Source organism: Mesorhizobium ventifaucium, assembly GCF_935822925.1.
Lineage (GTDB): Bacteria > Pseudomonadota > Alphaproteobacteria > Rhizobiales > Rhizobiaceae > Mesorhizobium > Mesorhizobium ventifaucium.
In genome coordinates this window covers 95,417-119,401 of sequence record NZ_CAKXZS010000002.1, presented here as the reverse complement: position 1 = coordinate 119,401, position 23,985 = coordinate 95,417, and the positions used below count along the sequence as shown (strand labels likewise).

The 23,985-nt window shown below is 60.9% G+C and carries 29 protein-coding genes and 1 other RNA gene; 19 read left to right on the top strand and 11 right to left on the bottom strand.

From position 1 onward, the window contains the following. The first annotated feature begins 16 nt into the window (after positions 1–16). From NMG70_RS01830 to NMG70_RS01810, 5 genes are all read left to right on the top strand, one after another. Positions 17–364: a DUF6867 family protein gene (locus tag NMG70_RS01830; RefSeq protein WP_254022945.1), complete on the top strand. Its 348-nt coding sequence runs from the start codon at positions 17–19 to the stop codon at positions 362–364. Positions 365–503: 139 nt separating this feature from the next. After that, positions 504–1,622 (top strand): branched-chain amino acid ABC transporter substrate-binding protein, encoded by a 1,119-nt coding sequence (locus NMG70_RS01825; RefSeq protein WP_254022944.1) that lies wholly within the window; start codon positions 504–506, stop codon positions 1,620–1,622. A 239-nt stretch (positions 1,623–1,861) separates the two neighbouring features. Beyond that, positions 1,862–5,320, top strand: coding sequence for a pyruvate carboxylase (gene pyc, locus NMG70_RS01820; RefSeq protein ID WP_254022943.1), 3,459 nt, complete (start codon positions 1,862–1,864; stop codon positions 5,318–5,320). A 160-nt stretch (positions 5,321–5,480) separates the two neighbouring features. Then, complete coding sequence (locus NMG70_RS01815; RefSeq protein ID WP_023800031.1) at positions 5,481–5,741, top strand: DUF2312 domain-containing protein; 261 nt, start codon at positions 5,481–5,483, stop codon at positions 5,739–5,741. Positions 5,742–5,789: 48 nt separating this feature from the next. Then, positions 5,790–6,245 carry a DUF4268 domain-containing protein gene (locus NMG70_RS01810; RefSeq protein ID WP_254022942.1) on the top strand — a complete coding sequence of 152 codons (456 nt, stop codon included), beginning with the start codon at positions 5,790–5,792 and terminating at the stop codon, positions 6,243–6,245. A 26-nt stretch (positions 6,246–6,271) separates the two neighbouring features. Here NMG70_RS01810 and NMG70_RS01805 read toward each other — a convergent pair whose 3' ends face one another. Then, on the bottom strand, positions 6,272–6,781 hold the full coding sequence (locus NMG70_RS01805; RefSeq protein WP_254022941.1) for an arsenate reductase ArsC: 510 nt from the start codon (positions 6,779–6,781) through the stop codon (positions 6,272–6,274). Between the two features lie 213 nt (positions 6,782–6,994). On the opposite strand from NMG70_RS01805, the gene NMG70_RS01800 reads away from it, so the two are divergent. Then, entirely contained in the window at positions 6,995–7,339 is a 345-nt protein-coding gene (locus NMG70_RS01800) for a hypothetical protein (RefSeq protein ID WP_254022940.1), read from the top strand. A gap of 74 nt (positions 7,340–7,413) precedes the next feature. On the opposite strand, the gene msrB is transcribed toward NMG70_RS01800, so the two are convergent. From msrB to NMG70_RS01770, 6 genes are all read right to left on the bottom strand, one after another. After that, positions 7,414–7,818, bottom strand: coding sequence for a peptide-methionine (R)-S-oxide reductase MsrB (gene msrB, locus NMG70_RS01795; protein ID WP_254022939.1), 405 nt, complete (start codon positions 7,816–7,818; stop codon positions 7,414–7,416). Between the two features lie 109 nt (positions 7,819–7,927). Next, positions 7,928–8,749, bottom strand: a complete 822-nt coding sequence (locus NMG70_RS01790; protein WP_254022938.1) for an MBL fold metallo-hydrolase — start codon at positions 8,747–8,749, stop codon at positions 7,928–7,930. Next, on the bottom strand, positions 8,750–9,940 hold the full coding sequence (locus NMG70_RS01785) for a vWA domain-containing protein (protein ID WP_254022937.1): 1,191 nt from the start codon (positions 9,938–9,940) through the stop codon (positions 8,750–8,752). A 3-nt stretch (positions 9,941–9,943) separates the two neighbouring features. Continuing rightward, complete coding sequence (locus NMG70_RS01780; RefSeq protein WP_254022936.1) at positions 9,944–10,204, bottom strand: type II toxin-antitoxin system HicB family antitoxin; 261 nt, start codon at positions 10,202–10,204, stop codon at positions 9,944–9,946. A 46-nt stretch (positions 10,205–10,250) separates the two neighbouring features. Beyond that, entirely contained in the window at positions 10,251–10,697 is a 447-nt protein-coding gene (locus NMG70_RS01775; protein ID WP_254022935.1) for a GNAT family N-acetyltransferase, read from the bottom strand. Between the two features lie 178 nt (positions 10,698–10,875). Then, entirely contained in the window at positions 10,876–11,715 is an 840-nt protein-coding gene (locus NMG70_RS01770; RefSeq protein WP_254022934.1) for an AAA family ATPase, read from the bottom strand. A 181-nt stretch (positions 11,716–11,896) separates the two neighbouring features. Between NMG70_RS01770 and ssrS the strand changes: the two genes are divergently transcribed. From ssrS to NMG70_RS01740, 6 genes are all read left to right on the top strand, one after another. Continuing rightward, positions 11,897–12,053: non-coding RNA, 6S RNA (gene ssrS / locus NMG70_RS01765), on the top strand. Positions 12,054–12,150: 97 nt separating this feature from the next. After that, positions 12,151–12,738: a 5-formyltetrahydrofolate cyclo-ligase gene (locus tag NMG70_RS01760; RefSeq protein WP_254022933.1), complete on the top strand. Its 588-nt coding sequence runs from the start codon at positions 12,151–12,153 to the stop codon at positions 12,736–12,738. 81 nt (positions 12,739–12,819) lie between these two features. Then, the gene (locus tag NMG70_RS01755) at positions 12,820–13,644 is read left to right on the top strand and encodes a TIGR00282 family metallophosphoesterase (RefSeq protein ID WP_254022932.1); all 825 of its coding nucleotides are present in this window, start codon (positions 12,820–12,822) and stop codon (positions 13,642–13,644) included. A 71-nt stretch (positions 13,645–13,715) separates the two neighbouring features. Continuing rightward, positions 13,716–14,483 (top strand): TerC family protein, encoded by a 768-nt coding sequence (locus NMG70_RS01750; protein ID WP_254022931.1) that lies wholly within the window; start codon positions 13,716–13,718, stop codon positions 14,481–14,483. A 60-nt stretch (positions 14,484–14,543) separates the two neighbouring features. Next, positions 14,544–14,795, top strand: coding sequence for a BrnT family toxin (locus tag NMG70_RS01745; RefSeq protein WP_254022930.1), 252 nt, complete (start codon positions 14,544–14,546; stop codon positions 14,793–14,795). An 11-nt stretch (positions 14,796–14,806) separates the two neighbouring features. After that, positions 14,807–15,094 carry a BrnA antitoxin family protein gene (locus NMG70_RS01740; RefSeq protein WP_192360018.1) on the top strand — a complete coding sequence of 96 codons (288 nt, stop codon included), beginning with the start codon at positions 14,807–14,809 and terminating at the stop codon, positions 15,092–15,094. Between the two features lie 9 nt (positions 15,095–15,103). Here the strand turns inward: NMG70_RS01740 and NMG70_RS01735 are convergent, their stop codons facing one another. Both NMG70_RS01735 and NMG70_RS01730 read right to left on the bottom strand, forming a co-directional pair. Then, positions 15,104–15,571, bottom strand: a complete 468-nt coding sequence (locus NMG70_RS01735; RefSeq protein ID WP_254022929.1) for an SRPBCC family protein — start codon at positions 15,569–15,571, stop codon at positions 15,104–15,106. 27 nt (positions 15,572–15,598) lie between these two features. Beyond that, a complete protein-coding gene (locus NMG70_RS01730) occupies positions 15,599–15,955 on the bottom strand; it encodes a hypothetical protein (protein ID WP_254022928.1) in 357 nt (118 codons plus the stop codon). Positions 15,956–16,005: 50 nt separating this feature from the next. On the opposite strand from NMG70_RS01730, the gene NMG70_RS01725 reads away from it, so the two are divergent. From NMG70_RS01725 to NMG70_RS01695, 7 genes are all read left to right on the top strand, one after another. Beyond that, the gene (locus NMG70_RS01725; protein WP_254022927.1) at positions 16,006–17,556 is read left to right on the top strand and encodes a recombinase family protein; all 1,551 of its coding nucleotides are present in this window, start codon (positions 16,006–16,008) and stop codon (positions 17,554–17,556) included. An 862-nt stretch (positions 17,557–18,418) separates the two neighbouring features. Further along, complete coding sequence (locus tag NMG70_RS01720; RefSeq protein ID WP_254022926.1) at positions 18,419–19,033, top strand: recombinase family protein; 615 nt, start codon at positions 18,419–18,421, stop codon at positions 19,031–19,033. A gap of 16 nt (positions 19,034–19,049) precedes the next feature. Beyond that, positions 19,050–19,574, top strand: coding sequence for a hypothetical protein (locus tag NMG70_RS01715; protein ID WP_254022925.1), 525 nt, complete (start codon positions 19,050–19,052; stop codon positions 19,572–19,574). A gap of 411 nt (positions 19,575–19,985) precedes the next feature. Continuing rightward, entirely contained in the window at positions 19,986–20,672 is a 687-nt protein-coding gene (locus NMG70_RS01710) for a ParB/RepB/Spo0J family partition protein (RefSeq protein ID WP_254022924.1), read from the top strand. A gap of 202 nt (positions 20,673–20,874) precedes the next feature. Beyond that, entirely contained in the window at positions 20,875–21,453 is a 579-nt protein-coding gene (locus tag NMG70_RS01705; RefSeq protein ID WP_436798327.1) for a hypothetical protein, read from the top strand. 412 nt (positions 21,454–21,865) lie between these two features. Then, positions 21,866–22,372 (top strand): hypothetical protein, encoded by a 507-nt coding sequence (locus NMG70_RS01700; protein WP_254022922.1) that lies wholly within the window; start codon positions 21,866–21,868, stop codon positions 22,370–22,372. Between the two features lie 41 nt (positions 22,373–22,413). Next, complete coding sequence (locus tag NMG70_RS01695; protein WP_254022921.1) at positions 22,414–22,839, top strand: hypothetical protein; 426 nt, start codon at positions 22,414–22,416, stop codon at positions 22,837–22,839. Between the two features lie 380 nt (positions 22,840–23,219). Here NMG70_RS01695 and NMG70_RS01690 read toward each other — a convergent pair whose 3' ends face one another. Next, positions 23,220–23,444, bottom strand: coding sequence for a hypothetical protein (locus NMG70_RS01690; protein WP_254022920.1), 225 nt, complete (start codon positions 23,442–23,444; stop codon positions 23,220–23,222). Between the two features lie 16 nt (positions 23,445–23,460). After that, on the bottom strand, positions 23,461–23,943 hold the full coding sequence (locus tag NMG70_RS01685) for an SRPBCC domain-containing protein (RefSeq protein ID WP_254022919.1): 483 nt from the start codon (positions 23,941–23,943) through the stop codon (positions 23,461–23,463). Positions 23,944–23,985 lie beyond the last annotated feature (42 nt).

The window sequence follows — 23,985 nt, the reverse complement described above, 5'->3', positions numbered from 1 at the left end:
TCAGGAGACATCAATCATGCAGGGCATTCTCTATGAGGAACCCTCGGTCTGGCAGTTCTTCTTCGTCACCTGCCTGCTTGGCGGCTGGGCGGCGTGGATGACGGGCAAGGCCTGCGCCCAGACATGGCGCAGCTTCGTCCAATTGTTCGCCTATTTGCTCGGCCTCGGTATAGCCGTAAGGTTCATCCATCACGCGCTGTTCGGCGGCACGATGTTCTCGCTGCACTACTACATCGTCGACACCATCGTCCTGATGATATTGGGCTTCATCGGCTATCAATACACGCGCACCAACCAGATGGTGACACAGTATAGCTGGCTCTACGAAAGAGCATCGCTTTTGAGTTGGAAACCAAAAGCTTGACGTTCATCATTAACGCCGTTTCGGGGATGAATCGGCGTGACAAGTGCCTGAAAATCGGCAAAGTACGCTTTCTGCGAGTAAAAGTGGGCATCGCATGAAAGCATCATCCACGCCCACTCTGTAAATGGGAGCGTTTTACATGAGAAAATCACTTTTGTCCGCCGTCGCCCTGACCGCGCTCGTCGCGTTCAGCGGAAGCGCGTGGGCTGACGTCCTGATCGGAGTTGCCGGTCCGATCACCGGCCCGAATGCCGCCTTCGGCGCGCAGCTGCAGAAGGGCGCCGAACAGGCTGTCGCCGACATCAATGCGGCCGGCGGCATCAACGGCGAGCAGGTCAAGCTCACGATCGGCGACGACGTCTCCGATCCGAAGCAGGGCATTTCGGTAGCCAACAAGTTCGTCGGCGACGGTGTCAAGTTCGTGGTCGGCCACTTCAACTCGGGCGTTTCGATCCCGGCATCGGAAGTCTACGCGGAAAACGGTATCCTCGAGATCACCCCGGCCGCGACCAACCCGCAGTTCACCGAGCGCGGCCTGTGGAACACGTTCCGCACCTGCGGACGCGACGACCAGCAGGGCAGTATCGCCGGCGCCTATCTCGCGGAGAACTTCAAGGATGCCAAGATCGCGGTCGTCCACGACAAGACGACCTATGGTCAGGGCCTTGCCGACGAGACCAAGAAGGCGATGAACGCTGCCGGCGTGACGGAAGTCATGTATGAAGGCGTCAATATCGGCGACAAGGACTTCTCGGCGCTGATCGCCAAGATGAAACAAGCCGGCGTTTCCATCATCTATTGGGGTGGTCTGCACACCGAAGCCGGACTGATCATCCGCCAGGTGGCTGACCAGGGCCTCAAGGCCACGCTGGTTTCCGGCGACGGCATCGTGTCGAACGAACTGGCCTCAATCGCCGGTGACGCGGTTGAGGGCACGCTGAACACGTTCGGCCCGGATCCGCGTCTGATCCCGGAGAACAAGGAACTGGTTGAGAAGTTCCGTGCGCAGGGCTTCGAGCCGGAGGCCTACACGCTTTATTCCTACGCCGCCATGCAGGCGATCGCGGGAGCCGCCACAGCTGCCAAGTCGAACGATCCGATGGAAGTTGCCAAGGCTCTCAAGGCCAATGGCCCGTTCAAGACGGTGCTGGGCGATCTTTCCTACGACGAAAAGGGCGACCCGACGCTGCCTGGCTACGTCATGTACGAATGGAAGAAGGGCGACGACGGCAAGTACACCTACGTCCAGAAAATGTAAGCCTGTCGACGACGACAACTTCGGAATGCCCGGCGCCTCGCGCCGGGCATTTTTCATGGGAGTTTCCGAATGCCTGGATCGGAACCGCGAGGCGACGTCCGGACCGACACGCAATGTGACAACGCCGTAGATAAGCTAAATCGGTTTAACTATCCCCCACCTGATTTCGTTTGCGCTGCAGCATTTTCGCGTTAATCATGGCTCCAGTTCCCTTCCCGCCAGCGTTTGGAGCCTTGTCCTTGGCAATCACGAAGATCCTTGTCGCCAACCGGTCCGAAATCGCCATCCGCGTCTTCCGCGCGGCCAACGAACTCGGCCTCAAAACCGTGGCGATCTGGGCCGAGGAGGACAAATACTCGCTGCACCGCTTCAAGGCGGATGAAAGCTACCAGGTCGGGCGCGGGCCGCATCTGAACAGGGATATGGGGCCGATCGAAAGCTATCTGTCGATCGAGGAAGTGATCCGCGTCGCCAGGCTTTCGGGCGCCGATGCCATCCATCCGGGCTATGGGCTGTTGTCGGAAAGCCCTGAATTCGCCGAAGCCTGCGCCAAGGCCGGCATTATTTTCATTGGACCGAAGCCGGATACGATGCGCAGGCTCGGCAACAAGGTCGCCGCACGCAACCTGGCAATCGAAGTCGGCGTGCCGGTAATCCCCGCCACCGATCCCCTGCCGGACGACATCGAGGCGGTGAAGGCGCTCGCCAGGACGATCGGCTATCCAGTGATGCTGAAGGCATCGTGGGGCGGCGGCGGCCGCGGCATGCGCGCCATCCGCTCGGAGGCCGATCTCGCCCGCGAGGTGACGGAGGGCAAGCGCGAAGCGAAAGCCGCCTTCGGCAAGGACGAGGTCTATCTCGAAAAGCTGATCGAGCGCGCCCGCCATGTCGAGGTGCAGGTGCTGGGCGACACACACGGCAATGCCGTGCACCTGTTCGAGCGCGATTGCTCCATCCAGCGCCGCAACCAGAAGGTGGTCGAGCGCGCGCCGGCGCCGTATCTCCAAATGTCGCAGCGCGAAGAGCTTTGCGGCTACGCGCTCAAGATCGCGCGCGAGACGAGCTATATCGGCGCCGGCACGGTCGAGTTCCTGCAGGATGCCGACACCGGCAAATTCTACTTCATCGAGGTCAATCCGCGCATCCAGGTCGAGCACACCGTTACCGAGCAGGTGACCGGCATCGACATCGTCAAGGCGCAGATTCATATCCTCGATGGCTTTGCCATCGGCACGCCGGAATCGGGCGTGCCGGCGCAGAAGGATATCAGGCTCAACGGCCATGCGCTGCAGTGCCGCATCACTACGGAAGATCCCGAACATAATTTCATCCCCGATTATGGCCGCATCACCGCCTATCGCGGCGCCACCGGTTTCGGCATCCGCCTCGATGGCGGCACCGCCTATTCGGGCGCGGTCATCACCCGTTTCTACGACCCGCTGCTGGAAAAGGTGACGGCCTGGGCGCCGACGCCGGCCGAGACCATCGCCCGCATGAACCGGGCGCTGCGCGAGTTCCGTATTCGCGGGGTGGCGACCAACCTCACCTTCCTCGAGGCGATCATCAATCACCCGAGTTTCGCCGAAAATTCCTATACGACCAAGTTCATCGATACGACACCGGAACTGTTCGCGAGCGTGAAGCGGCAGGATCGCGCGACCAAGCTGCTCAACTACCTGGCCGATGTCAGCGTCAACGGCCATCCCGAAACCCGCGGCCGGCCGCAGCCGAAGGCCGATGCGGCGCCGCCCATGGTGCCCTACCTCAACGGCAATGTGCCCGATGGCAGCAAGCAGAAGCTCGATGCGCTTGGGCCGGAGAAATTCGCGGCCTGGATGCGCGCACGCAAAGAAGTGCTGGTCACCGACACGACGATGCGCGACGGGCACCAGTCCCTGCTCGCGACGCGCGTGCGCACCTATGACATCGCCGGCATTGCCGGCACCTATGCGCGCGCACTGCCGCAGCTTTTGTCGCTCGAATGCTGGGGTGGGGCGACCTTCGACGTCGCCATGCGCTTCCTCACCGAAGACCCGTGGGAGCGGCTGTCGCTGGTGCGCGAGGCAGCGCCCAATCTGTTGCTGCAGATGCTTTTGCGCGGCGCCAACGGCGTCGGCTACACCAACTATCCGGACAATATCGTCCAGCATTTCGTCAAACAGGCAGCAAGCGGCGGCGTCGACCTGTTCCGAGTCTTTGACTGCCTGAACTGGGTCGACAACATGCGCGTCGCCATGGACGCGGTCGGCGCCGAAGGCAAGCTGATCGAAGCAGCGATCTGTTACACCGGCGACATGCTCGACCCGGCCCGAGCCAAGTACGATCTCAAATACTACGTCGCGCTGGCCAGGGAGTTGCAGGCGGCCGGCGCCCATATCATTGCGGTCAAGGACATGGCCGGGCTCTTGAAGCCGAACGCCGCCCGCGCACTGTTCAAGGCGCTGCGTGAGGCGACCGACCTGCCGATCCACTTTCACACGCACGACACGTCAGGCCTGTCGGCGGGGACGGTGCTGGCGGCGGTGGACAGCGGTGTCGACGCCATTGACGCGGCGATGGATGCCCTGTCCGGCAACACCTCGCAGCCTTGCCTGGGCTCGATCGTCGAGGCGCTGAAGGGTACCGAGCGGGATCCGGGCCTTGACCCGCAATGGATCAGGAACATCTCGTTCTACTGGGAGGCGGTGCGCAACCAGTATGCTGCCTTCGAGAGCGACCTGAAGGGACCGGCCTCGGAAGTCTATCTGCACGAAATGCCGGGTGGGCAGTTCACCAACCTCAAGGAGCAGGCGCGCTCGCTCGGGCTGGAGACGCGCTGGCACGAAGTGGCGCAGACCTATCACGACGTCAATCTGATGTTCGGTGACATCGTCAAGGTGACGCCGTCGTCCAAGGTCGTCGGCGACATGGCGCTGATGATGGTAAGCCAGGACCTGACGGTTGCCGATGTCGAAAATCCGGCTAGGGATATCGCCTTCCCCGACTCGGTCGTGTCGATGCTGCGCGGCGATCTCGGCCAGTCGCCGGGCGGTTGGCCGGAGGCATTGCAGAAGAAGGTGCTCAAGGGCGACAGGCCAATCACGGCTCGGCCTGGCTCCCTGTTGAAGGCGGCCAATCTCAAGGCCAGCCGCAAGGAGATCGAAGATAAGCTCGAGCGCAAGCTCAGCGAATTCGAATTCGCCTCGTGGCTGATGTACCCGAAGGTCTTCTCCGACTTTACCGCAGCGCAGGAAACCTATGGGCCGGTCAGCGTGCTGCCGACTCCGACCTATTTCTACGGCATGAAGCCGGAGGACGAGATCTTTGTCGACATCGAGAAGGGCAAGACGCTGGTGGTGCGCTGCCTGGCCATCGGCGATGTCGACGAGAAGGGCATGGTCACCGTGTTCTTCGAGCTCAACGGCCAGCCGCGCCGGGTCAAAGTGCCGGATCGGGCGCACGGCGCTTCCGCCGCCAAGGCGCGCCGCAAAGCCGAGCCGGGCAACGAGGCGCATGTCGGCGCACCGATGCCGGGCGTCGTCTCGGCGCTCGCGGTTGCCGCCGGCCAGGCGGTCAAGGCCGGCGACGTGCTTTTGTCGATCGAGGCGATGAAGATGGAGACGGCATTGCATGCCGAGCGCGACGGCACAATCGCCGAAGTGCTGGTCAAGGCCGGCGACCAGATCGACGCGAAGGATTTGCTGATCGCCTTCGGATGAGACAGAAATGTTGCCCAGGCAGAGTTGTCTGTGTCTGGCGGTAGCCCTTCATGCCGCATCGATAACAGCTTGACCGGTCGCCTCCGGTCGGGCATCGAACCGCTGCAAATTCGCCGCGACGGTCCCTGAGTCGCGGCATGGAAAGCGACGCGGAGAAAAAATGGCCGACGACATCACCGAGACCAGCCAGACTGTTGCCGCCGGCCAGCTGCGAGCCTTCATCGAGCGCATCGAGCGGCTCGAGGAAGAGAAGAAGACGATCGCCGACGACATCAAGGAAGTGTTCGCCGAGGCCAAGGGCACGGGCTTCGACACCAAGGCGATGCGGTCGATCATCCGGCTGCGCAAAAAGGACCAGGCTGAGCGGCAAGAGGAGGAAACCATCCTCGACCTCTACAAAGCCGCACTCGGCATGGTGTAAGGCTGGTAACAGCCCTGGGCGCCGGTTGCGCTCGCAACGGGTCGAACCATGAGCGAATTCGACTTTGGCGGCCGCCGCGCCTCTGAGTTCCGCCAACGCGGCTTCTGGACGCTGTTCGCGGAACGGCATCCGGAAGAAAGGCCTCTGTTGGCGCGACGCGGACCCTGGTTCTGGCAGCGCGGGCTGCCCGACTTCGCATTGGTCCTTTCCATGTATGTCGCGCCGGCGCAGAACCATGTCGGCGTCTTCTTCGGCCGCAACAAGAAGTTCGGCGCCACGGAAGCCTGGTCGCGGTTGAAGCCGTTCCAGCCGGCGATCGAAGCCAGGTTGAAGCTTAGGCCGGAACAGAGCTGCGAGGGCCTCGGCATCAATTCGCTGTGGCGCGTGAACTGTTTTGCCGAGGACAATTGGCCGGCCATGGCCGACTGGCTGGTGACGGAGGCATCGCGTTTCGAGCGCGCCGTTGCCGAGGTTCTCGGCGAGGCTGGCGAAGCCGGTTCGTGAATCGCCTGCCTGTCGGCGGTTTGGGTTTAGTTCGGCTTCGCCGTATCCCGGCCGATCTCGTCGAGATGCTGCTGAAGCGCCAGATGGTTGAGCGCGTCCATCCGTAGATTTACCAACAGCGAAATGCGGTTGTTGAGCATGCGATAGGCATCGGCAAAGGCAAGATGCAGTTCGGCTTCGGTGCCCTCTGCCTTGGCTGGGTCGGGTATAGACCAGAGCGCGGTCATCGGATGACCCGGCCAGATCGGACAGGATTCATTCGCGGTGGTGTCGCAAAGCGTGAAGATGAAATTCATTTCCGGCGCGTCGGACTCGGCAAACTCGTCCCAGCCTTTCGAACGGGCGAAGCTGGTATCGTGGTTGAGGCTTTCGAGCAGCTGCAATGCGTAGGGATTGACCTCGCCCTTCGGCCGCGAACCGGCGGAAAAGGCCTTGAACCTGCCGGCACCGATCCGATTGAGGATGGCTTCCGCCATGATCGACCGTGCCGAATTGGCGTTGCAAAGAAACAGCACGTTGTAGACATTATCGCTCATCTCAAGACCTCCTTGGCAGGCGACTGGATGATGGGGGCGGCAGATTCCGGCAAGGTGTCTTTGCCGAGATGCCGACAAGGGCGACGTAGAAAGGTTTCACGACCGTTTGATGACAATCTTCCAAATCATACGCTTGCGTGCCGATGATCGACTTGCGTCGACAGGCTTGCTTTGGAAATCTCTGCGGCTGTCGAATGAGAGAAAGCCGCATCGATGAGTGCGCCAGAGACTTTCGAAAGCGAAAACGGCAAGGCAGGCCGTGCGGCGGGTTTCTTCCGCTCGCGCTGGCAAGGCACGGCGCCGCTCGACCGACTGTTCTGGCGCGATCTTGTCCTTGTCGGCACGGCGATCAACATCGCAGTGTCGGTGCTGGCGCTGATCCTGCTCGGGCTGAAGCTGCCGCTCGCTCTCGTTCTGGCGGTGCATTTCGCGCCGGTGCCGTACAATTTCTTTCTGACCTTTGCGGTGTGGCGGACAGCCGAGAAATCCGGCGGCGTGAAGGCTTCGCTGATGACGCTGGGCGCTGTGCTGTGGCTGATGTTGGTGGTGGTGATCTGACAGGACAGTGCTGCCGGCAAAGGCCGGCGAAGCCGTCCTTTGACAACGCTGAATTGCACAACCTTGAATTGCAATCAGGCAGCCGGCTCGAATTTCAGTGCGACCCCGTTGATGCAATAGCGCAGGCCGGTCGGCGGCGGGCCGTCCTCGAAGACGTGGCCGAGATGGCTGCCGCAGCGGGCGCAGTGGCATTCGGTGCGGACCATGCCGTAGCTGCGGTCGACGGTCGTCTCGACCGAACCGGGCACCGGATCGTTGAAGCTCGGCCAGCCGGTGCCGCTCTCGAACTTCAGCTTGGATTCGAACAAGGGCTGGCCGCAGCCGACGCAGGAAAAAGTGCCGGCGCGCTTCTCGTGGAGCAGGGCGCAGCTGCCCGGCCGCTCGGTGCCGTGATTACGCATCACCGCATATTGCTCCGGCGTCAGCCGGGCGCGCCATTCGGCATCGGTGCGGGTGACAGGGTAGGTGTGACTATCCATTTTTGCCTCTTAGCTCGTGCCGCTATTGGGGTTGTCTTCCCAACTTCGCCTAAAATAGGCATTTGTTACGGCGTTTGCCCATATTTCCAATCCTGCCGCGAAGAATTCCTCAGGCGATCGCTGCGAGATACCGCGCAACAGACCTTGCAAATGCCGTCTTTGCATCGCCGATGACGTTCTGGTTCCACCATGCGCCATAGATATGGTCGAATGCGAAAGGCTCCAGTGCCGACGCGATGCGGAGTACCCTCGCCGCATTGAGCGGGATGTAGTTCGGGTAGCTGTACATGAAGCTGACGTCGCGGCGGGTTGGCGTCACCTGCAAGATATCGCCGGCCAGGATGGCGTCGCCGCTGTCGCGCTTCCAGTGCAGCACTTGGCCACCGGCAAAGTGACCGCCGCAACGGATAAGGGTCAGCGACGGGTTTAGGGCGCGCGTCTCGCCCTCCCAGCTGATGACAGCCGGATGCGGCCGCATGATCCAGTTGCGGTCATCGGCATGCAGATAGATTGGCACGCCGCCAAACGCTTCGCTCCACTCGACCATTGCCGAATAATAATGGCAGTGCGAAATGGCGATCGCGGCCAGGCCGCCTCGTCGATTGATTTCGGTCACCGCCTCGTCGCTGACCATCGAGATGCAGTCCCACAGCACATGGCCGTGCGGCGTATGTGCCAGCAGCGCCCGCTGACCGATGGCGAAGCGCGGCTCGATGCCGAAGGCGAGCACGCCGGCGTCGTCTTTCATCACGACCCGATGCCCGGCGGCGAGCTCTTCCGGCGTGATCCAGGCCTGGCCCTCCCAACGCACATATTGCCGCTCGTCCTCGCAGATCGGGCAATGTTGCGGCGGCGCGGCTGCCGCCGTGAACTGGACGCCACACTGCATGCAAAGGAAACAGGTCGGCCGTCCTGTTTTGCGTGGTCCCATTCAGTGCTTCCTTGAAAGCTGCTTCGTCGCGGCCTCGAGCCCGGCGAGCGTCAGCGGAAACATGCGGCCGCCAAAGATATCGCGGATCATGGCGATCGAATGGGTAAAACCCCAGTGCTTTTCGCTTTCGGGGTTGAGCCATACCGCGTTCGGCCATTGCTGCAGCAGGCGGCCGAGCCAGACCACGCCGGCCTCCGGGTTCCAGTGCTCGACCGAGCCGCCGGGATGCGCGATCTCATAGGGGCTCATCGAGGCATCGCCGACGACGATCACCTTGTAGTCCGGACCGTATTTGTGGAGGAGGTCGAAAGTCGGAATCACCTCCGCATGGCGGCGGCGATTGTCCTTCCACACACGCTCGTAGAGGCAGTTGTGGAAGTAGAAATATTCGAGCTGGCGGAATTCGGCGCGGGCGGCGGAAAACAGCTCCTCGACACTTCTGATGTGATCGTCCATCGAGCCGCCGACATCGAAGAACATCAGCAGCTTCACGGCGTTGCGCCGCTCGGGCCGTGTCTGCACGTCGAGATAGCCGTGCTCGGCCGTCGCGTGGATGGTGCCGGGCAGGTCGAACTCCTCCTCGGCGCCTTCGCGCACCCAGCGGCGCAGGCGTTTTAGCGCGATCTTGATGTTTCGGGTGCCGAGCTCGACGGCATCGTCGAAATTCCTGAACTCACGCTTGTCCCAGACCTTCACCGCGCGGCGGTTGCGGCTCTCATGCTGGCCGATGCGAACGCCTTCCGGATTGTAGCCATAGGCGCCGAAGGGTGAGGTGCCGCCGGTGCCGATCCATTTCGACCCGCCCTGGTGGCGGCCCTTCTGTTCCTCCAGCCGCTTCTTCAGCGTCTCCATCAGCTTCTCGAAACCGCCGAGCGCCTCGACCAGCTTTTTCTCTTCGTCGCTCAGGTGCTTTTCGGCAAGCCGCCGCAGCCATTCCTCCGGGATGTTTTCGACGTCGACCGGGTTTTCGCCTGCCAGCGCTTCAACGCCCTTGAAAACGTGCGAAAAGACCTGATCGAAACGGTTGATGTGACGCTCGTCCTTCACCAGTGCCGAGCGGGCGAGATAGTAAAAACCCTCGACGTCATAGTCGACCAGCCCTGCCTCCAGCCCTTCCAGCAGCGACAGATATTCCCGCAGCGAGACCGGAACCCGCGCAGCCTTCAGTTCGAGGAAGAAGGGGATGAACAATTGCTATCTGTGCCTCATGATCACGGCGGATTCACGCCCGGACCTGTCGATTTCGCCGGATCGCAGCAAATCCGCTGCCGTACTTGGGTTGGGTATGGGTAAGTGCTTTGCAATACGTGCTTCGATCCATTCGTGCGTGGCCGACGTCGCGGCGGCAATTGCTTCCTCGGGGCTTGCGCCGCCGCCGTGGCAGCCGGGAAGATCGGGCACCCGCACTCCCCAGACATAATCTGCGCCGTCAAGAATTCCGACATAGTGCGTCATGATTCCTCCCTAATCCCATCCGGCAAGCCGGGCGATCGACCGTTCATCACATCAAATCATACTCGATGAAGCCAGTCCGCCGCGCCACGTGATCGTAGAGCTTGCGCGCGGTGGTGTTGGTCTCGTGCGTCATCCAGTAGACGTTCTTGACGCCGATCTTGCCGGCTTCCTGCTTGACGGCTTCGATCAGGGCGGCACCGACGCCCTTGCCGCGCACATCCGGGTCGGCGAACAGATCCTGCAGATAGCAGTTGTTTTTTTCGGACCAGCAGGAGCGATGGTAGAGGTAATGGGTGAGGCCGACCGCCTTGCCGTCGAGGGTGGCGATGAACCCCTTCGGCTCGAACTCACCCACCGTGAACAGCCGCTTCCAGGTGACGGCGTAGACGTCTTCCGGCAGCTTGGTTTCGTAGAAGGTGAGGTAGGCAGTCCACAGGCGCTGCCAGTCGGCGTGGTCGGATTGCGCCAGTGGGCGGACGGTGATCTCGGTCATTTCATTTCCTTCCGAAGCTTCGAGCCCAGGCTGCCCCGGTGCCCGGACGGCGGCAACGGTCCAGCAACGGGAAAGCGCTGTCCGCCCGCCGCATGCCCGGACCTCCGCTATGGCTTCGGGCGTTTGTCGCTCGAAAAGCCAAATCGTTGGTTTTTCGTCGGCTTTGGCCGACCGCTCCTCACCCCTGCCTTCTCGCCATAAAGGCCAGTCGCTCGAACAGATGCACGTCCTGTTCGTTCTTCAACAGCGCGCCGTGCAGCTTGGGCAGTGCGTTTTTCGGGTCGGCGCGCAAATCCTCGGGCGCGATATCGTCGGCAACGAGCAGACGGATCCAGTCGAGCGCCTCGGAGGTCGACGGCTTTTTCTTCAGGCCCGGCACCTCGCGGATCTCGTAGAACTGGGTGAGTGCGGCGCGCACCAGGTTCTGCTTGATGCCGGGATAGTGCACGTCGACGATCCGATGCAGCGTCTCGACGTCGGGAAAGCGGATATAGTGGAAGAAGCAGCGGCGCAAGAAGGCGTCCGGCAGTTCCTTCTCGTTGTTGGAGGTGATAATGACGATCGGGCGTACAGCGGCGCGGATCGTCTCGCCGGTCTCATAGACGAAGAACTCCATCCTATCGAGCTCCTGCAACAGATCGTTGGGGAACTCGATGTCAGCCTTGTCGATCTCGTCGATCAGAAGCACGACCTTCCTGGCCGTCGCGAAGGCGACCCACAGCTTGCCGCGTTTGATGTAGTTGCTGATGTCGTTGAAGCGCTCGTCGCCGAGCTGGCTGTCGCGCAGCCGCGAGACGGCATCATACTCGTAGAGGCCCTGCTGCGCCCTTGTCGTCGACTTGACGTGCCATTCGATCAGCTCGAGGCCGAGCGCCGCCGACACTTGCCTGGCCAGTTCGGTCTTGCCGGTGCCAGGCTCGCCCTTGACCAGCAATGGCCGCTCCAGCGCGATCGCCGCGTTGACCGCCACCATCAGATCCTTGTCGGCGACATAGGCCGCCGTGCCTTCGAAACGCATTCTTGCTCCTCGGTTTTGATGGCAACCGTAAGGAGACAGTCCAGCCTGCGCAAGGCGCAGCGGCGAGGGCGCGGTGAAACCTTGTGCCAGGAAACTCCCAGGCAGGGCTTTGTGACGAATTAAGCCACCGAGCATGGCCGTCTCTATGGCGCTTGGTCGATCGTCGGCCTATATTGGGCAAGACGGTCTGCGCTTCCCGGCAGGAGAACATTTTTCCCCGGGGCCTTAATGATCCCTAGGGAGCTGTCCCTGGGAAGACCCGTGGGTTTTCTCATACGGCGCCCACCTACTTTGTAGGTTCCCGGGATCGCTCTCTCCACCGGTTGTGTGGATCGTCACTCGATGCAAAGGATCCACTCAAATTCGGTGGACCGTGCGGTGGAAAGCGTCGCTCCTAAAACTCCATCCAAATCTGACTTTTTCTACCGTCGGCGCATGACATCCTCGAAAGTCCTGAAAAGACATTTGCGACGCGAAGCACTCGGGCGCCGCGACGCGCTCGATCCGTTCTGGCGGGTGGAAGCGGCGCTCGAAATGGCCGAGACGGCGCGGGACAGCGTTGCGATAGAGTCTGGCCAGATCGTCTCCGGCTTCTGGCCGATGCGCTCGGAAGTCGACGTCCGGCCGCTGATGTTCGCGCTGCGCGAAAACGGGGCACGGCTTTGCCTGCCAGCGATTCTTGACAAGACCACCATCGTCTTTCGCGAACTGGTGCGCGGCGCACCGATGATCGACATGGGGTTCGGCACCGTCGGGCCGCATGAAGAGGCCGAGGTGCTCGATCCCCAGGTGATGCTGGTGCCGCTCGCGGCTTTCGACGCGCGCGGCCATCGTATCGGCTACGGCGCCGGCTATTACGACCGTGCCATCGCGCGGCTGGTCGACAAGGGGCAGCCGCCGCGGCTGATCGGCATTGCTTTCGACTGCCAGGAGGTGGCGCTGGTGCCGGACGAGCCGCATGACGTGACCATTCCGGAAATACTCACCGAGAGCGGGTTGCGCCGGTTCGCGCCGAAATTGTAGATAAGTTCCTGGACGCATGGTCTTTTCCGGAAGTCATGCAGCTTTTTGCTTCGCTGACCTTCGGTTCGGGATCATGTTTAGATGAGACTTCTCTTCCTCGGCGATATGGTCGGCAAGACGGGACGCACGGCGGTGTGGGAACAACTGCCCGGCCTGATCTCGGATTTCAAACTCGACTTCGTTATCGTCAACGGCGAGAACGCCGCCGGCGGCTTCGGCATCACCGAAGAGATCTTTCGCGAGACGATCTCGGCGGGTGCCGATGTCGTCACCACCGGCAACCATGTGTGGGACCAGCGCGATGCGCTGGCTTTCGCGCCGCGCGAGGAACGCTTCCTGCGTCCGTCCAATTTCCCCAAGGGCACGCCGGGGCGGGGCTCCGGCGTCTACATCGCTAGGAACGGCGCGCGCGTTCTGGTCGCCAACATCATGGGCCGGGTGTTCATGCATCCCGAACTCGACGATCCATTTCAGGCCGGCGAGCGCGAGCTTGCCGCCTGCCCGCTCGGCGAGCAGGCGGATGCCGCGGTCATCGATTTCCATGCCGAGGCGACCTCTGAGAAAATGTGCTTTGCGCACTTCGTCGACGGCCGCGCCAGCCTGGTCGTCGGCACTCATACACATCAGCCGACCGGCGACCACCATATCCTCAATGGCGGCACCGGCTATATCTCAGACGCCGGCATGTGCGGCGACTATGATTCTTCGCTAGGCATGGATAAGGAGGAGCCGCTCAACCGGTTTCTGTCGAAGGTGCCGAAAGGGCGCTTCGAGGCGGCGAGCGGCCCGGCGACATTGTGCGGCGTCGGCGTCGACATTTCAGATCGCAGCGGCCTGACCGAGCGGATTGCGCCGTTTCGCCGCGGGCCGCGGCTCGAAGAAACCGCGCCATCGTTCTGGTCGTGACATTGATATCAACGCCTGCGATACCTAATTGCCGGCGACACTGCTCTAGATCGTAAGAGGGGACGACCTCCATGCAGCTCATCGAATTCCTGGCGCCGCATTTCGCCTTTGTCTCCGATCCGACCGCGTGGGTCGCGTTGCTGACGCTGATCGTGCTGGAGGTCGTGCTCGGCATCGACAATCTGATCTTCATCTCGATCCTGACCAACAAATTGCCGGAGGCGCAGAGGGCTCGCGCCCGGCGAATCGGCATTTCTGCGGCGCTGATCATGCGGCTGGTGCTGCTTGCCACCATCTCGATCATCGTCCAGTTGACGGCGCCGGTGTTCACCGCTTTCGGCCATGGTTTCTCCTGGCGCGATCTGATCCTGATCGCAGGCGGCCTGTTCCTCGTCTGGAAAGCGACCAAGGAAATCCACCACACGGTCGATCTCGAGGATCACCAGGACACGATGATAGGCGAGGCGCTGCAGCTTTCGCTGGCCGGCGCCGTCTTTCAGATCCTGCTGCTCGACCTCGTCTTCTCGATCGATTCGATCATCACCGCAGTCGGCATGACCGACGAGATCGCCATCATGTACATCGCCGTGATCGTGGCGGTCACCGTGATGATGCTGGCGGCCGGGCCGCTCGCCAACTTCATCGCCAAGAACCCCAGCATCGTCATGCTGGCGCTGAGCTTCCTGCTGATGATCGGCATGACGCTGATCGCCGACGGCATGGGCTTCCATGTGCCGAAGGGCTACATCTACGCCGCCATGGGTTTTTCCGCCCTCGTCGAGGGCCTCAACATGCTGGCGCGACGTCGAAGAAAAGCAAAGGCCGGCGCTGGGCACTGAGTCATCGACGCTTGACTCTTACGAAATTGTACGTACAATATTGTAAATAATGGTGCGGCGTTGCAGTTCGAGTGGGATGCTGAAAAGGCCAAGCGCAATCTTGCCAAGCACGGTGTCGCATTCGATCTCGCAAAGGGCATCTTCGACGATCCACTTCATCTCATCGTGCCTGACCGGTTCGAAGATGGGGAGCAACGATGGCATGCGATTGGGATGATCGAGATGCTGGTGGTTTTGCTCGTCGTGCATACATACCCTGATCTCGAAGATGAAGAACGGGTTCGGATTATCGGCGTCCGAAAAGCCGCATGAAAGGAGGCGCTATGAGCAGGAAGGAGCTTAGCCAGGATCAGCGCGACCAGCTTGCCAAGCTCGCTGATTTGCCTGACGACGAAATCGATACTTCCGACATTCCGGAAGCCCCGACCGAGAACTGGGTTCACGCTCGCCGCGGTCATCTTTATCGACCGCTCAAGCAACCGGTGACCATTCGACTCGACGCTGATGTGCTGTCCTGGTTCAAGGAACATGTCGAGGGTGGCGGTTATCAAACTGAGATCAATCGCGTGCTCCGTCGTCATGTGACGGAGCAGGAAAAGCGGCGGTCCTGAGCGCTTCAGCTAAGCGGTCGGCACACCCTTCGGGTGACGGTCGCCGATCAGACCAAGCGTCAGGCCTTGCTCCAGCCAAGCTTTGGCGCCAGCGAGCACCAGCGCAAAGCCGTCGGTCGAGCCGATCGCCTGCTTGACCTGTTCATCGGGGCTGCCGGCAAAACCGAAATTGCGAACCTCGACAAAGGTCGTGCCGCCCGGCAGTTCGGTAAAGGTCCAGACCACCGTTGTCGGCGGATCGCTCCATTGCATGATGATCTTTTCGTTCCTGACGATCTCGCTGACCGTGACCGGCGTCGAAACGCCATACATCCGCCACTCCCAGCGAACGTCCTTGCCGTTATCCAACCTGCCGCTGCCGTGGGTGAACCAGAATTTCGTCGTGATCGCCGGATCGACGAAGGCTTCGAACACTTCTGCGACCGGCCTCCGGATGAGCATGCCGGCTTCGGCGGTCGGTATCTCACGGATGTCCATTTCGTCCTCCTTCCGAACAGGTCTCAGTCACCATGCGTCGGGTTCGCGCACCAGGTGAATGATGTTGGCCGGATTGGTGATCCAGCCGCCACGAAAACCTTCGCCGAGCGCCTCAATGGCGTCGCAGCGCACAACGCCGGCCTTGGCGAGATGATCGGCGGCGGCCGGAAAATCATCGGTGAACAATTCCAGCCAGACCTCGGCCTGGCTCAGCATCGGCGCCTCGTCGATCCACAGGCGATTGGGACCGAGTTCGAAACCAACGGCCGGCGCCTTGGCCGTGAACGGTTTTAGGCCGACGACATCACGGTAGAAGGTGATCGTCTCCTGGTATTGGTGTGGCGGCACTTTCATGGCTATTATGTTAATGATGGACCCCGCCATCAGGAGGTGTTACTGCAAGGTCTCGACACCGAGCAGGAGACCGACAGCCTATGACCACCGTGAGCCGCCCTCGCGCCTACTCCTATGTGCGCTTCTCGTCACCTGAACAAGCCAAGGGCGATAGCTACAGGCGACAGACCGAGAAGGCGGCGGCTTACGCGGCAAAGCACGGCCTGATCCTCGACGACAAGCTCAACATGTTTGACGAGGGCATTTCGGCGTTCATGGGTAAGAATGTGACCATGGGTGCGCTGGGGAACTTCCTGTCTCTTGTGCAGCACGGCGACATTCCCAAGGGCAGCTTCCTGTTGGCTGAGAACATCGACCGTATCAGCCGAGACGTGGTCACCGAGGCCATGGCGACACTTACTATGCTGATTAACTCCGGGATCACGCTGGTCACCCTGACTGACGAGCGAGCCTATTCCCGAGAGAGCATCAACAAGCAGCCCTTCGCCATCATGGAAATAATCATGGGCTTCATCCGGGCGAATGATGAGAGCGCACGGAAGCAGCAACTCATCCGGGATAGCTGGATAGGGAAGCGCCGGAAGATGGTCGAGACCGGCAAGATTATGACGGCAAGGTGTCCGGGCTGGCTCCGGCTGCGGGAGGACCGATTAGCGTTCGACCTGATACATGAGCGGGCCAAAGTCGTTCAGCGCATGTTCGAGATGACCTTGGCGGGAGCCGGACAACACGCCATAGCGGCGATGTTCAACCGAGAGGGTATCCCGGTGTTCAGAGGAGGCAAGCACTGGATAGCGGCTTACGTCGCCAAGGTTCTAAGGAGCCCGGCGACAATCGGGCGTTTCCAGCCAATGCGACATGAGGGGCTTGTGAGGGTGGCCGCTGGTGAACCGATTGAGGACTACTACCCGGCGGTGGTCGACCGCGAGACATTCGAGCAGGTGCAGGAGATCAAGGGCCGTGGCGCTGGGGCGGCAGTTGTGCCACCGAAGGGGTCGACTACGGCGAACCTTCTGGCGGGACTGGCGGTGTGTCCGATGTGTGACGGTACGATGACCCGAGTGAACAAGGGCGGTGCCACGGCGACAAGGCGGCGGACTTATTTGGTGTGTGTCAATGCGAAGCGAGGAGCGGGGTGCGGCTACAAGTCCGTGCCCCTTCACGATATCGAGGATGCCATCGCTGAGAAGGCTGTGGAGTTCGCCATTGGGGTGCCGTCACCGGACGCCGGGTTGGAGATCGAGTGGCAGCGGCTACAGAATGACGACGAGGCGCACCAGGATGAGATTGGTCGGATTATGGACGCCATCAAGGCGGTGGGACACTCAGCGGCCCTTCTCGATACCTTGAGGGAACTTGAGGCAGACCGAGCGGAGATCAACAAGAGGCTTATCGTGATGGGGGAGCGCGTCACCGCGTCACTGACCAACCGGGTCCAGCAGACCGTGGAGCGGCTGATTGAGGGCTTGGAAGCCCCCGTGCGGGACGTGCCGGCGATCAACGCAACGATGCGGCGGCTGTTCGATCGGGTGACCGTAAATTGGCCGCAGGGTGACCTTGAATTTCACTGGAGACACGCACCGGGCGAGGTGTCGAGGATGAACTATGCGTGGCCCAAAGAGGCGGCCTGAGGGGGGCAGCGAGGGCGATGCGGAAGGCGTTTCCCCGAGGCGACAGCGATTGCGTTGGATTGTACCCTGAGGCATTACTACACGGCATGAACTCGGGGGGGCTTCAGCAATGCACGTCTTGGCCATAGTGGTAGGGGGTATACTCCTCGTCGTTCTGTTCCCACGCGCGATGGGCCTTATTGTTTTGATTGTTGTTGGACTTATCGTCTGGGCCATCGCTTCAGTCGTACAATCGAACAATCGAAGTGAAAAAATCCTGGCAAGGATGGGCATCGAACTTGCATACGATGTGGTGCAGTGCTCTCCAGATCACCCGATACATATCGTTCTAAGTAATAATTCCAGTGCTACTGTCACAGAGTTGACTTTGGAGATCATTGCGCGCCGACAAGGCCACTCTGACATAGTTGTCCGTCAGGACGTTCGTGACGACAAGGTAATAGGTCCGCAAACGAGATACGGCACCTGCTGGTCGGTTACTGGATTGGACAGTGGCGTTGGGGTTGTGAACGGCATTCCAGTAACCGAATTGAATTGGTCCTACAGAGACGCCCGCATCGGCTTCTAGGTGGGCAGCGCCGGAATAATTTGGGACAGATTTCTCTGACCCCGATCAGATATAGGGCAGCGCGGGATCACCCCCCGTGCCCCCTTCGGTTCCACCGCAGCCACCCTCAGGAACGCCTAAACAGCCTCGCCTTGCCGTGCGGTTGACGCGCCAGAGCCGTTCGACGGGGTGGCTGGGCATTGCACCCTCGCGACACCAACCGTGGGCTGGGGGCGGCAGAGACAACACACCGCGCGTGAACTAAGGTAATCTTTTCCTCACATAGCCGTTGACTTGTGAACTTAGCGTGAGGTAATGTCTGTGAACATTGGCTCTAAGGAGATAGTTCACACCATGGCAATCGTTGGATACGCACGGGTCAGCACGACCGACCAGAACACAGCAGTTCAGATCGACCAGTTGAAGGCGGCAGGGGTGACCGATGACCACCTCTTTCAAGACCGCCTCTCGGGGTTGGACAATGGCAGGCCGAAGCTGGCTGAGGCGCTGAGGTTCGTTCGGAAGGGTGACACGCTCGTGGTCACGAAGGTCGACCGGCTGGCGAGATCAGCGGCGCACCTCCACCAGATCGTGGAAGACCTCGACAAGCGGGGGGTCGGGTTCCGGGTGCTGAACGACCCGTCACTGGATACGACCAAGCCGCACGGCAAGCTGATGTTTGGCGTCCTCGCCAGCATCGCAGAGTTTGAGACTGCCCTCAGGAAGGAACGGCAGATGGAAGGCATCGCCAAGGCGAAGGCCCGAGGTGACCACCTTGGCAGGCCCAAGACGGTGACCCAAGAGATTGAACAAAGAGTACGCGACATGCGGGCCGAGGGGGCATCCCTGAGGGCCATTGCTGCCGCCGTGGGATACTCCACAGCAACCGTGCAGAGCGTCCTCAAGGAAAAACAGCCCCAGCGGCAATAGCACAGGAGAGAATGCAGTGAAGAAGGGGAGAAAGTTCCTCGGCGGCAAGACTGGTCGCAACGAATACGACGGGCGGAAGCGGTTCCAAGCGGGCTGGGAACACGACGGCTGGGACTTCAAGGATGTCGTGAAAGCCAAGTTCCCGAAGACCGGGGACGAAAGCCGCGCGGTGAAACGCGAGCGGATACGGAAGGCGCTCCGGTACTGGGCGCGCGGGCAGCTTCGGACTTGGACCGCTGACTGGGAAGTCTACACGCCGATGGTGACCGAGATTGACGAGATGGTGAAGGCCAAACGGCCATTGGCTGAGATACAGCGCATGGTACTCAATCGAGTAACCGCACGGAGCTTTGCAGTAGGGACCTCCGAGTACCAGAAGCACGACGGAAGACATCCCGGCATGGGCGATAGTATTGAGGAAATAGAGGACCGTTTTGTCCCGGTAAACATACCAGATGACAGGAAGAGCGTTCAGAAGAGCGAGAAAGAACTATTCGGAGAAGTTCAGGAAATCATCAGGGATGCTCAACGCGGCCGATAAATATTACTTGGTCTGATAAGGCCCGTCTGTTCGGATGAAAGCACCCTTTCCTCACGGCTTCTCACCTTCCGATCTATCCAGCGTTCTCCCGCTGCCCGCCCTGTACCCTCCGGGGGAATGTTCGCTCGCTCGTCTGCGGGTCTATGTTGTTTCGAGGCGACAGGTGAAGCAGCGTTCCTCGAACAGGGCAGCTAAGATTACCGTCGCCGATGGCAAAGTCCACGAGCGCCTCAAGTTCCAGCCACCACACCCCAACTGCACCCCAAGTCGACCCCAACGGCACCGCAAGGACAGCCCGAGGGGATATTTTGCCGAAGCGACAGCCGAGTTTTCCACTATTCAGTGGAAAGTACAGAAACGCCCCCGCCCCCCTTTCAAGCGACAGGACACAACGATGAACAGCGAACACCCATGTCAATAATCACCCAGGGCAACGTCCTGACGATCCCGCTGGTCGACATCCAGATGGATGAAACGACACAGATCAGGGCTAAGACCTATCCTGAGACGGTCAAGGAATATCGGGCGGCGATGTTCGCTTATGATCCGACAGACGGTCCCATCGTGTGCGGCTTCCAGCCGATCAAGGTCTATCGGCAGAAGGGATCGGCGGGGATCGCTGCAGTCTACATCGTCGTGGACGGTTGGCACCGGGTGACCGCAGCAAGGTCGCTCGGCAAGACCCTGATTGAGGCCTTCGAGGTCTTCATGGAGAAGCCGGGCGATGTCGACGAGATGTGCTGGCTGGCCCTTAAGGCGAACCTGACGCCGGGCCTGAAGCTGACCAACGCGGAGAAGGCGGCATCGCTCCGGTATTACGTCAAGGCCCTTCAGCATCGACACAGGGGACCGCGTGGGGGTCGAGCGAATGGCCCATTCAAGACCCTCAGGGAAATCGGGAGGGACCTTGGCGGGATGCACCACGAGACCGTCAGCCGCCACCTTGCGAAATACGCGCCGAACACCCTGAAGGCCATCTTGAGGCCGACCAGACGGCAGCGGAAGATGAACCGGCAGAGCCGATCAAGGGGAAGTTCAACGTGGACACTGTGCGGGGACGGAAGGCGGCTGAGGCGGTTGCTGAAGTTAGCCGTTTGATCCGATTGATTGACCACACAGAGACCCTCAAGGCGCTTCGACAGGAGGTCGACAGGTTGACCAAGATGTTGGACCGGAAGGGGGTCTGAGGGTGGCCTGTGGTCATTTCGCCAATGTGCCACATTAGAGAGACACAAACCCATATCCAGCAAGGCGTTGAGGGTGATTGTTTCGTGACATCCCCCCTGACGAAACACAGGAAATGACCAGCACCAGAGAAAGGAAACCGCATGACATGACAGACGACAAACGACCGTTCGACAGGGCCTTGTTCCTGCACGAGCGACAGGCACCGCCTGATGACCACGACCCCGACGATGACGACAGCGCCCTTGTCATCGCGACAGCCACGGCCAAGCGGCAGAACAAGACAGCGCTGAGGGCATCCCAGGGTGACCGCGTCGACTGGAAACAGGGCCTTGTCAACGCTCCCGGCTATCGCAACATCCCCAATGCCAAGCTACCCTTCCGAACCAAGCAAGCCCGCACCAGTTCTATCAAGGCTGCGGCAGACCGGCGTGAGAAGCGGCGGGAGTTAGGTGTTGCCATCCACTACGACCAGTTCGCATGGAGCCGGCTGGGTCAGGCCAAGCGTGACCAGTTCGACCTAGTCCGCAAGTCGCTGGCTTGGATTGGCCCGAGATGGGACGCTAACCGGGACTTTGGCCGGTACGATGACGGGCGCGATGGTGGCCAGCACCTCGATCACCTCTTCCGCTTCGGGACCGCTAAAGCGCACCCCAGGACCCCTTTGATACAACACATGCGGGAGGGAATGTGAGGCAGTTCCTACCCGCCCTCGCAGAGTGGCCGACACGGGAACAAGCCCTCGCCATCATCGCGGCTTTGGACAGAATGGAGGAAGGTCGACCGTCCGAACTGGACCGTCTTTCCGGCATCCCCGAAGCCCTGATCGTCGCCCAACGATGCTACGCCGTCTATGGCTATCGCGAGCTTGAAGCCGCCAACTTGGCGAGGCGAATGGCCGAGATGTACATGCGTCCCCGCAAGGCCACCCCAGGCCCAGCCACAGCGCCCCCAGAGGCCGACCGCAGTCGGACCCCACCAGACCACAGCTATGGCCTTCAGCCGCGCCGCTGAGGCCCTAAACACCCACCCCGCTACCCAACACTACCCCGACCCCCCTGCAACAATTCCGTCGCGGGGACCATCACCTTGAAAGGAACGACCAATTGTCCAGATACAGCGAAGACCAGATGAACGAGACCGCCAGCCACAAGCCCGCAGCCGCGCCGACCACAGCCGAGTTGGCGATAATGAACATGACCCAAGCCGAGCGAGAGACGCACATCGACAAGTTGCGCCATGCTTCGGCTGTGGCAGCCTACAATGAGAAAGAGGCCCGACTGAAGGCCCAGGTCGCAGCGGCGACTGAGGTCTCCTTAGCCGGCAACCAGTGGTATCAGGCCCAGCAGCGTGGCGAACTTAGCCAGCGGGTTTCGATCAGCAATGGCAAGACGACCGTGGAGCAGCTCAACGCCAAGGCGGACCCGTCGGACAGCGCCTTTGCCGTCCCGCCCCGCGCACTGGTCGACAGCCTTCCGGTGACCATCGGCGGCATTCAGCTTGGCCCTAAGCAGGCCCGCCAGATGGTCGAGGCTGGCGAGATCAGCGCCAAGGACTATGCGGCTGCGGTGGAATTGGCTGTTGCACCCTACGGCTACGGGTCTTTCCGCTAGGCTCAATTGTCCAAGAACAGCTTTCGGGGGAGACCCCGGAGGTGGCGATTGAGCAGGAAGACGACGACCAAGACCTTGAAGATGACGATCTGACACCGGAACAGAAGGCCCAGAAAACGCATCAAGAGCTTTCTGATGGCGCTGACAGGGCGTTGAACCGCTGGGCGGAAGCGCAGCCGGTTGAGGTTCAACAGGCCGTGGTGGACACCTTCGCGGAAACGGGCGTCATCGACTTTGAAGCGGCGGGCGTGGACCAGTTGGAGGCCCAAGTGGTCGAGGCGGCGTTTACCCAGCGGCTTGTTCGGAGCGTCCTTGCGCCGGTCGGGCTGACCCTCGAAAGCTGGTCCGAACACATCGACGAAGCCGAGTTGTCAGAGTTTAGGCGGGCCGTTGTGCGTGGGGATTGGGCGTTGCTCACCCGACATGCTCAGGCCGCTGCCAAGATGCGCCTCGACCTCGGCATATAGCACCACCCCCCAGCCATCTATCGGCTGAGGACAGCCTCCTCGGAGAGGGTCAGGTCGCCACCCAGGTGAACCCATTGCCCCAAGCTCAAAGCCCTCTCCGGGACTTTCATCAAACACCACCAGAACGCTGTGCGTAGGACCGCCAGAGCGCGTTCGCCAAAAGAGCCGCAAAGATGACCATGCTCTATGGATTTGCGGACCCACCCCGGCCTAAGATGGCGGCCACATCAGGAAGGGACGAAACGTGCGCCGCCAGCTTCTCTCAATTATTTGCCTACTATGCGCATCGCCAGCGTACGCCCAGTCTGTGGACTCTTCAGTGTGGAGAGACGCCCTCGCGCTTATTTTCTTCATGGGCCTAGTGGTCTTGGCTGCCGTGCTTATTCGGCAAGCACTGCGCCCAGGTGCCTTGAATACCTTGGCAGTTGCCATCGTGGCCCGACTGATAAAGGCAAAGCGCCGAATAGGCCGGTCTTGGACTGAGATTGCGCGTCAAGCTCGTGACCGAGCAGACCAGTAGGGCGCGGCGCGGGCGGCTTGATTGCGGCGGGGTCCGTCATTTCTATCATGGCGATGTTGATGCCGCCGGTGATCTTCGCAGCCATTCTTTCCTCCGTCTTCTCAGATATTGTCTTCGCTCGCGGGTTCACCCTTCATCTCGCTGCGATAGTAGCCGTCGCGCAAATTGATGCCGTATTCGACATAGGCCTTCATGCAGGCCAGCATCTGCGACCAGCCCTCGCAATTGAGGTAGGACTTCTTCAGGCCGACCGCGTCCTCGTGCCAGCCGGCCTCGGCGATGGTGACGAAGGTGCCGCCGTCGTCCAGCGGCTCGAAATTCATCTCGATGCGGGTCTTGTAAGCCGGCTTGCCGTCGGCGTCGGTGGCGTCCCAGCGCAGCACGATCCGGTTGTCTTTCTCCACCTCGTCGACCTCGACCGGGACCTTGCCCCACCAGACGACCTTGGCGCCGGCCACCAGCGGGGCACTGGCGCCGCCGATGGTGGTGAAATAGCCGCTGAGCTTCTTCGGATTGACGACCGCATCGAAGACTTCGGCGACCGGTTTGCCGATGCGGCCCGAAACTCTGAATCCAAGAGACATATCCACAGCTCCTTCCTTGATCAGATCGGTATTATGTTATAA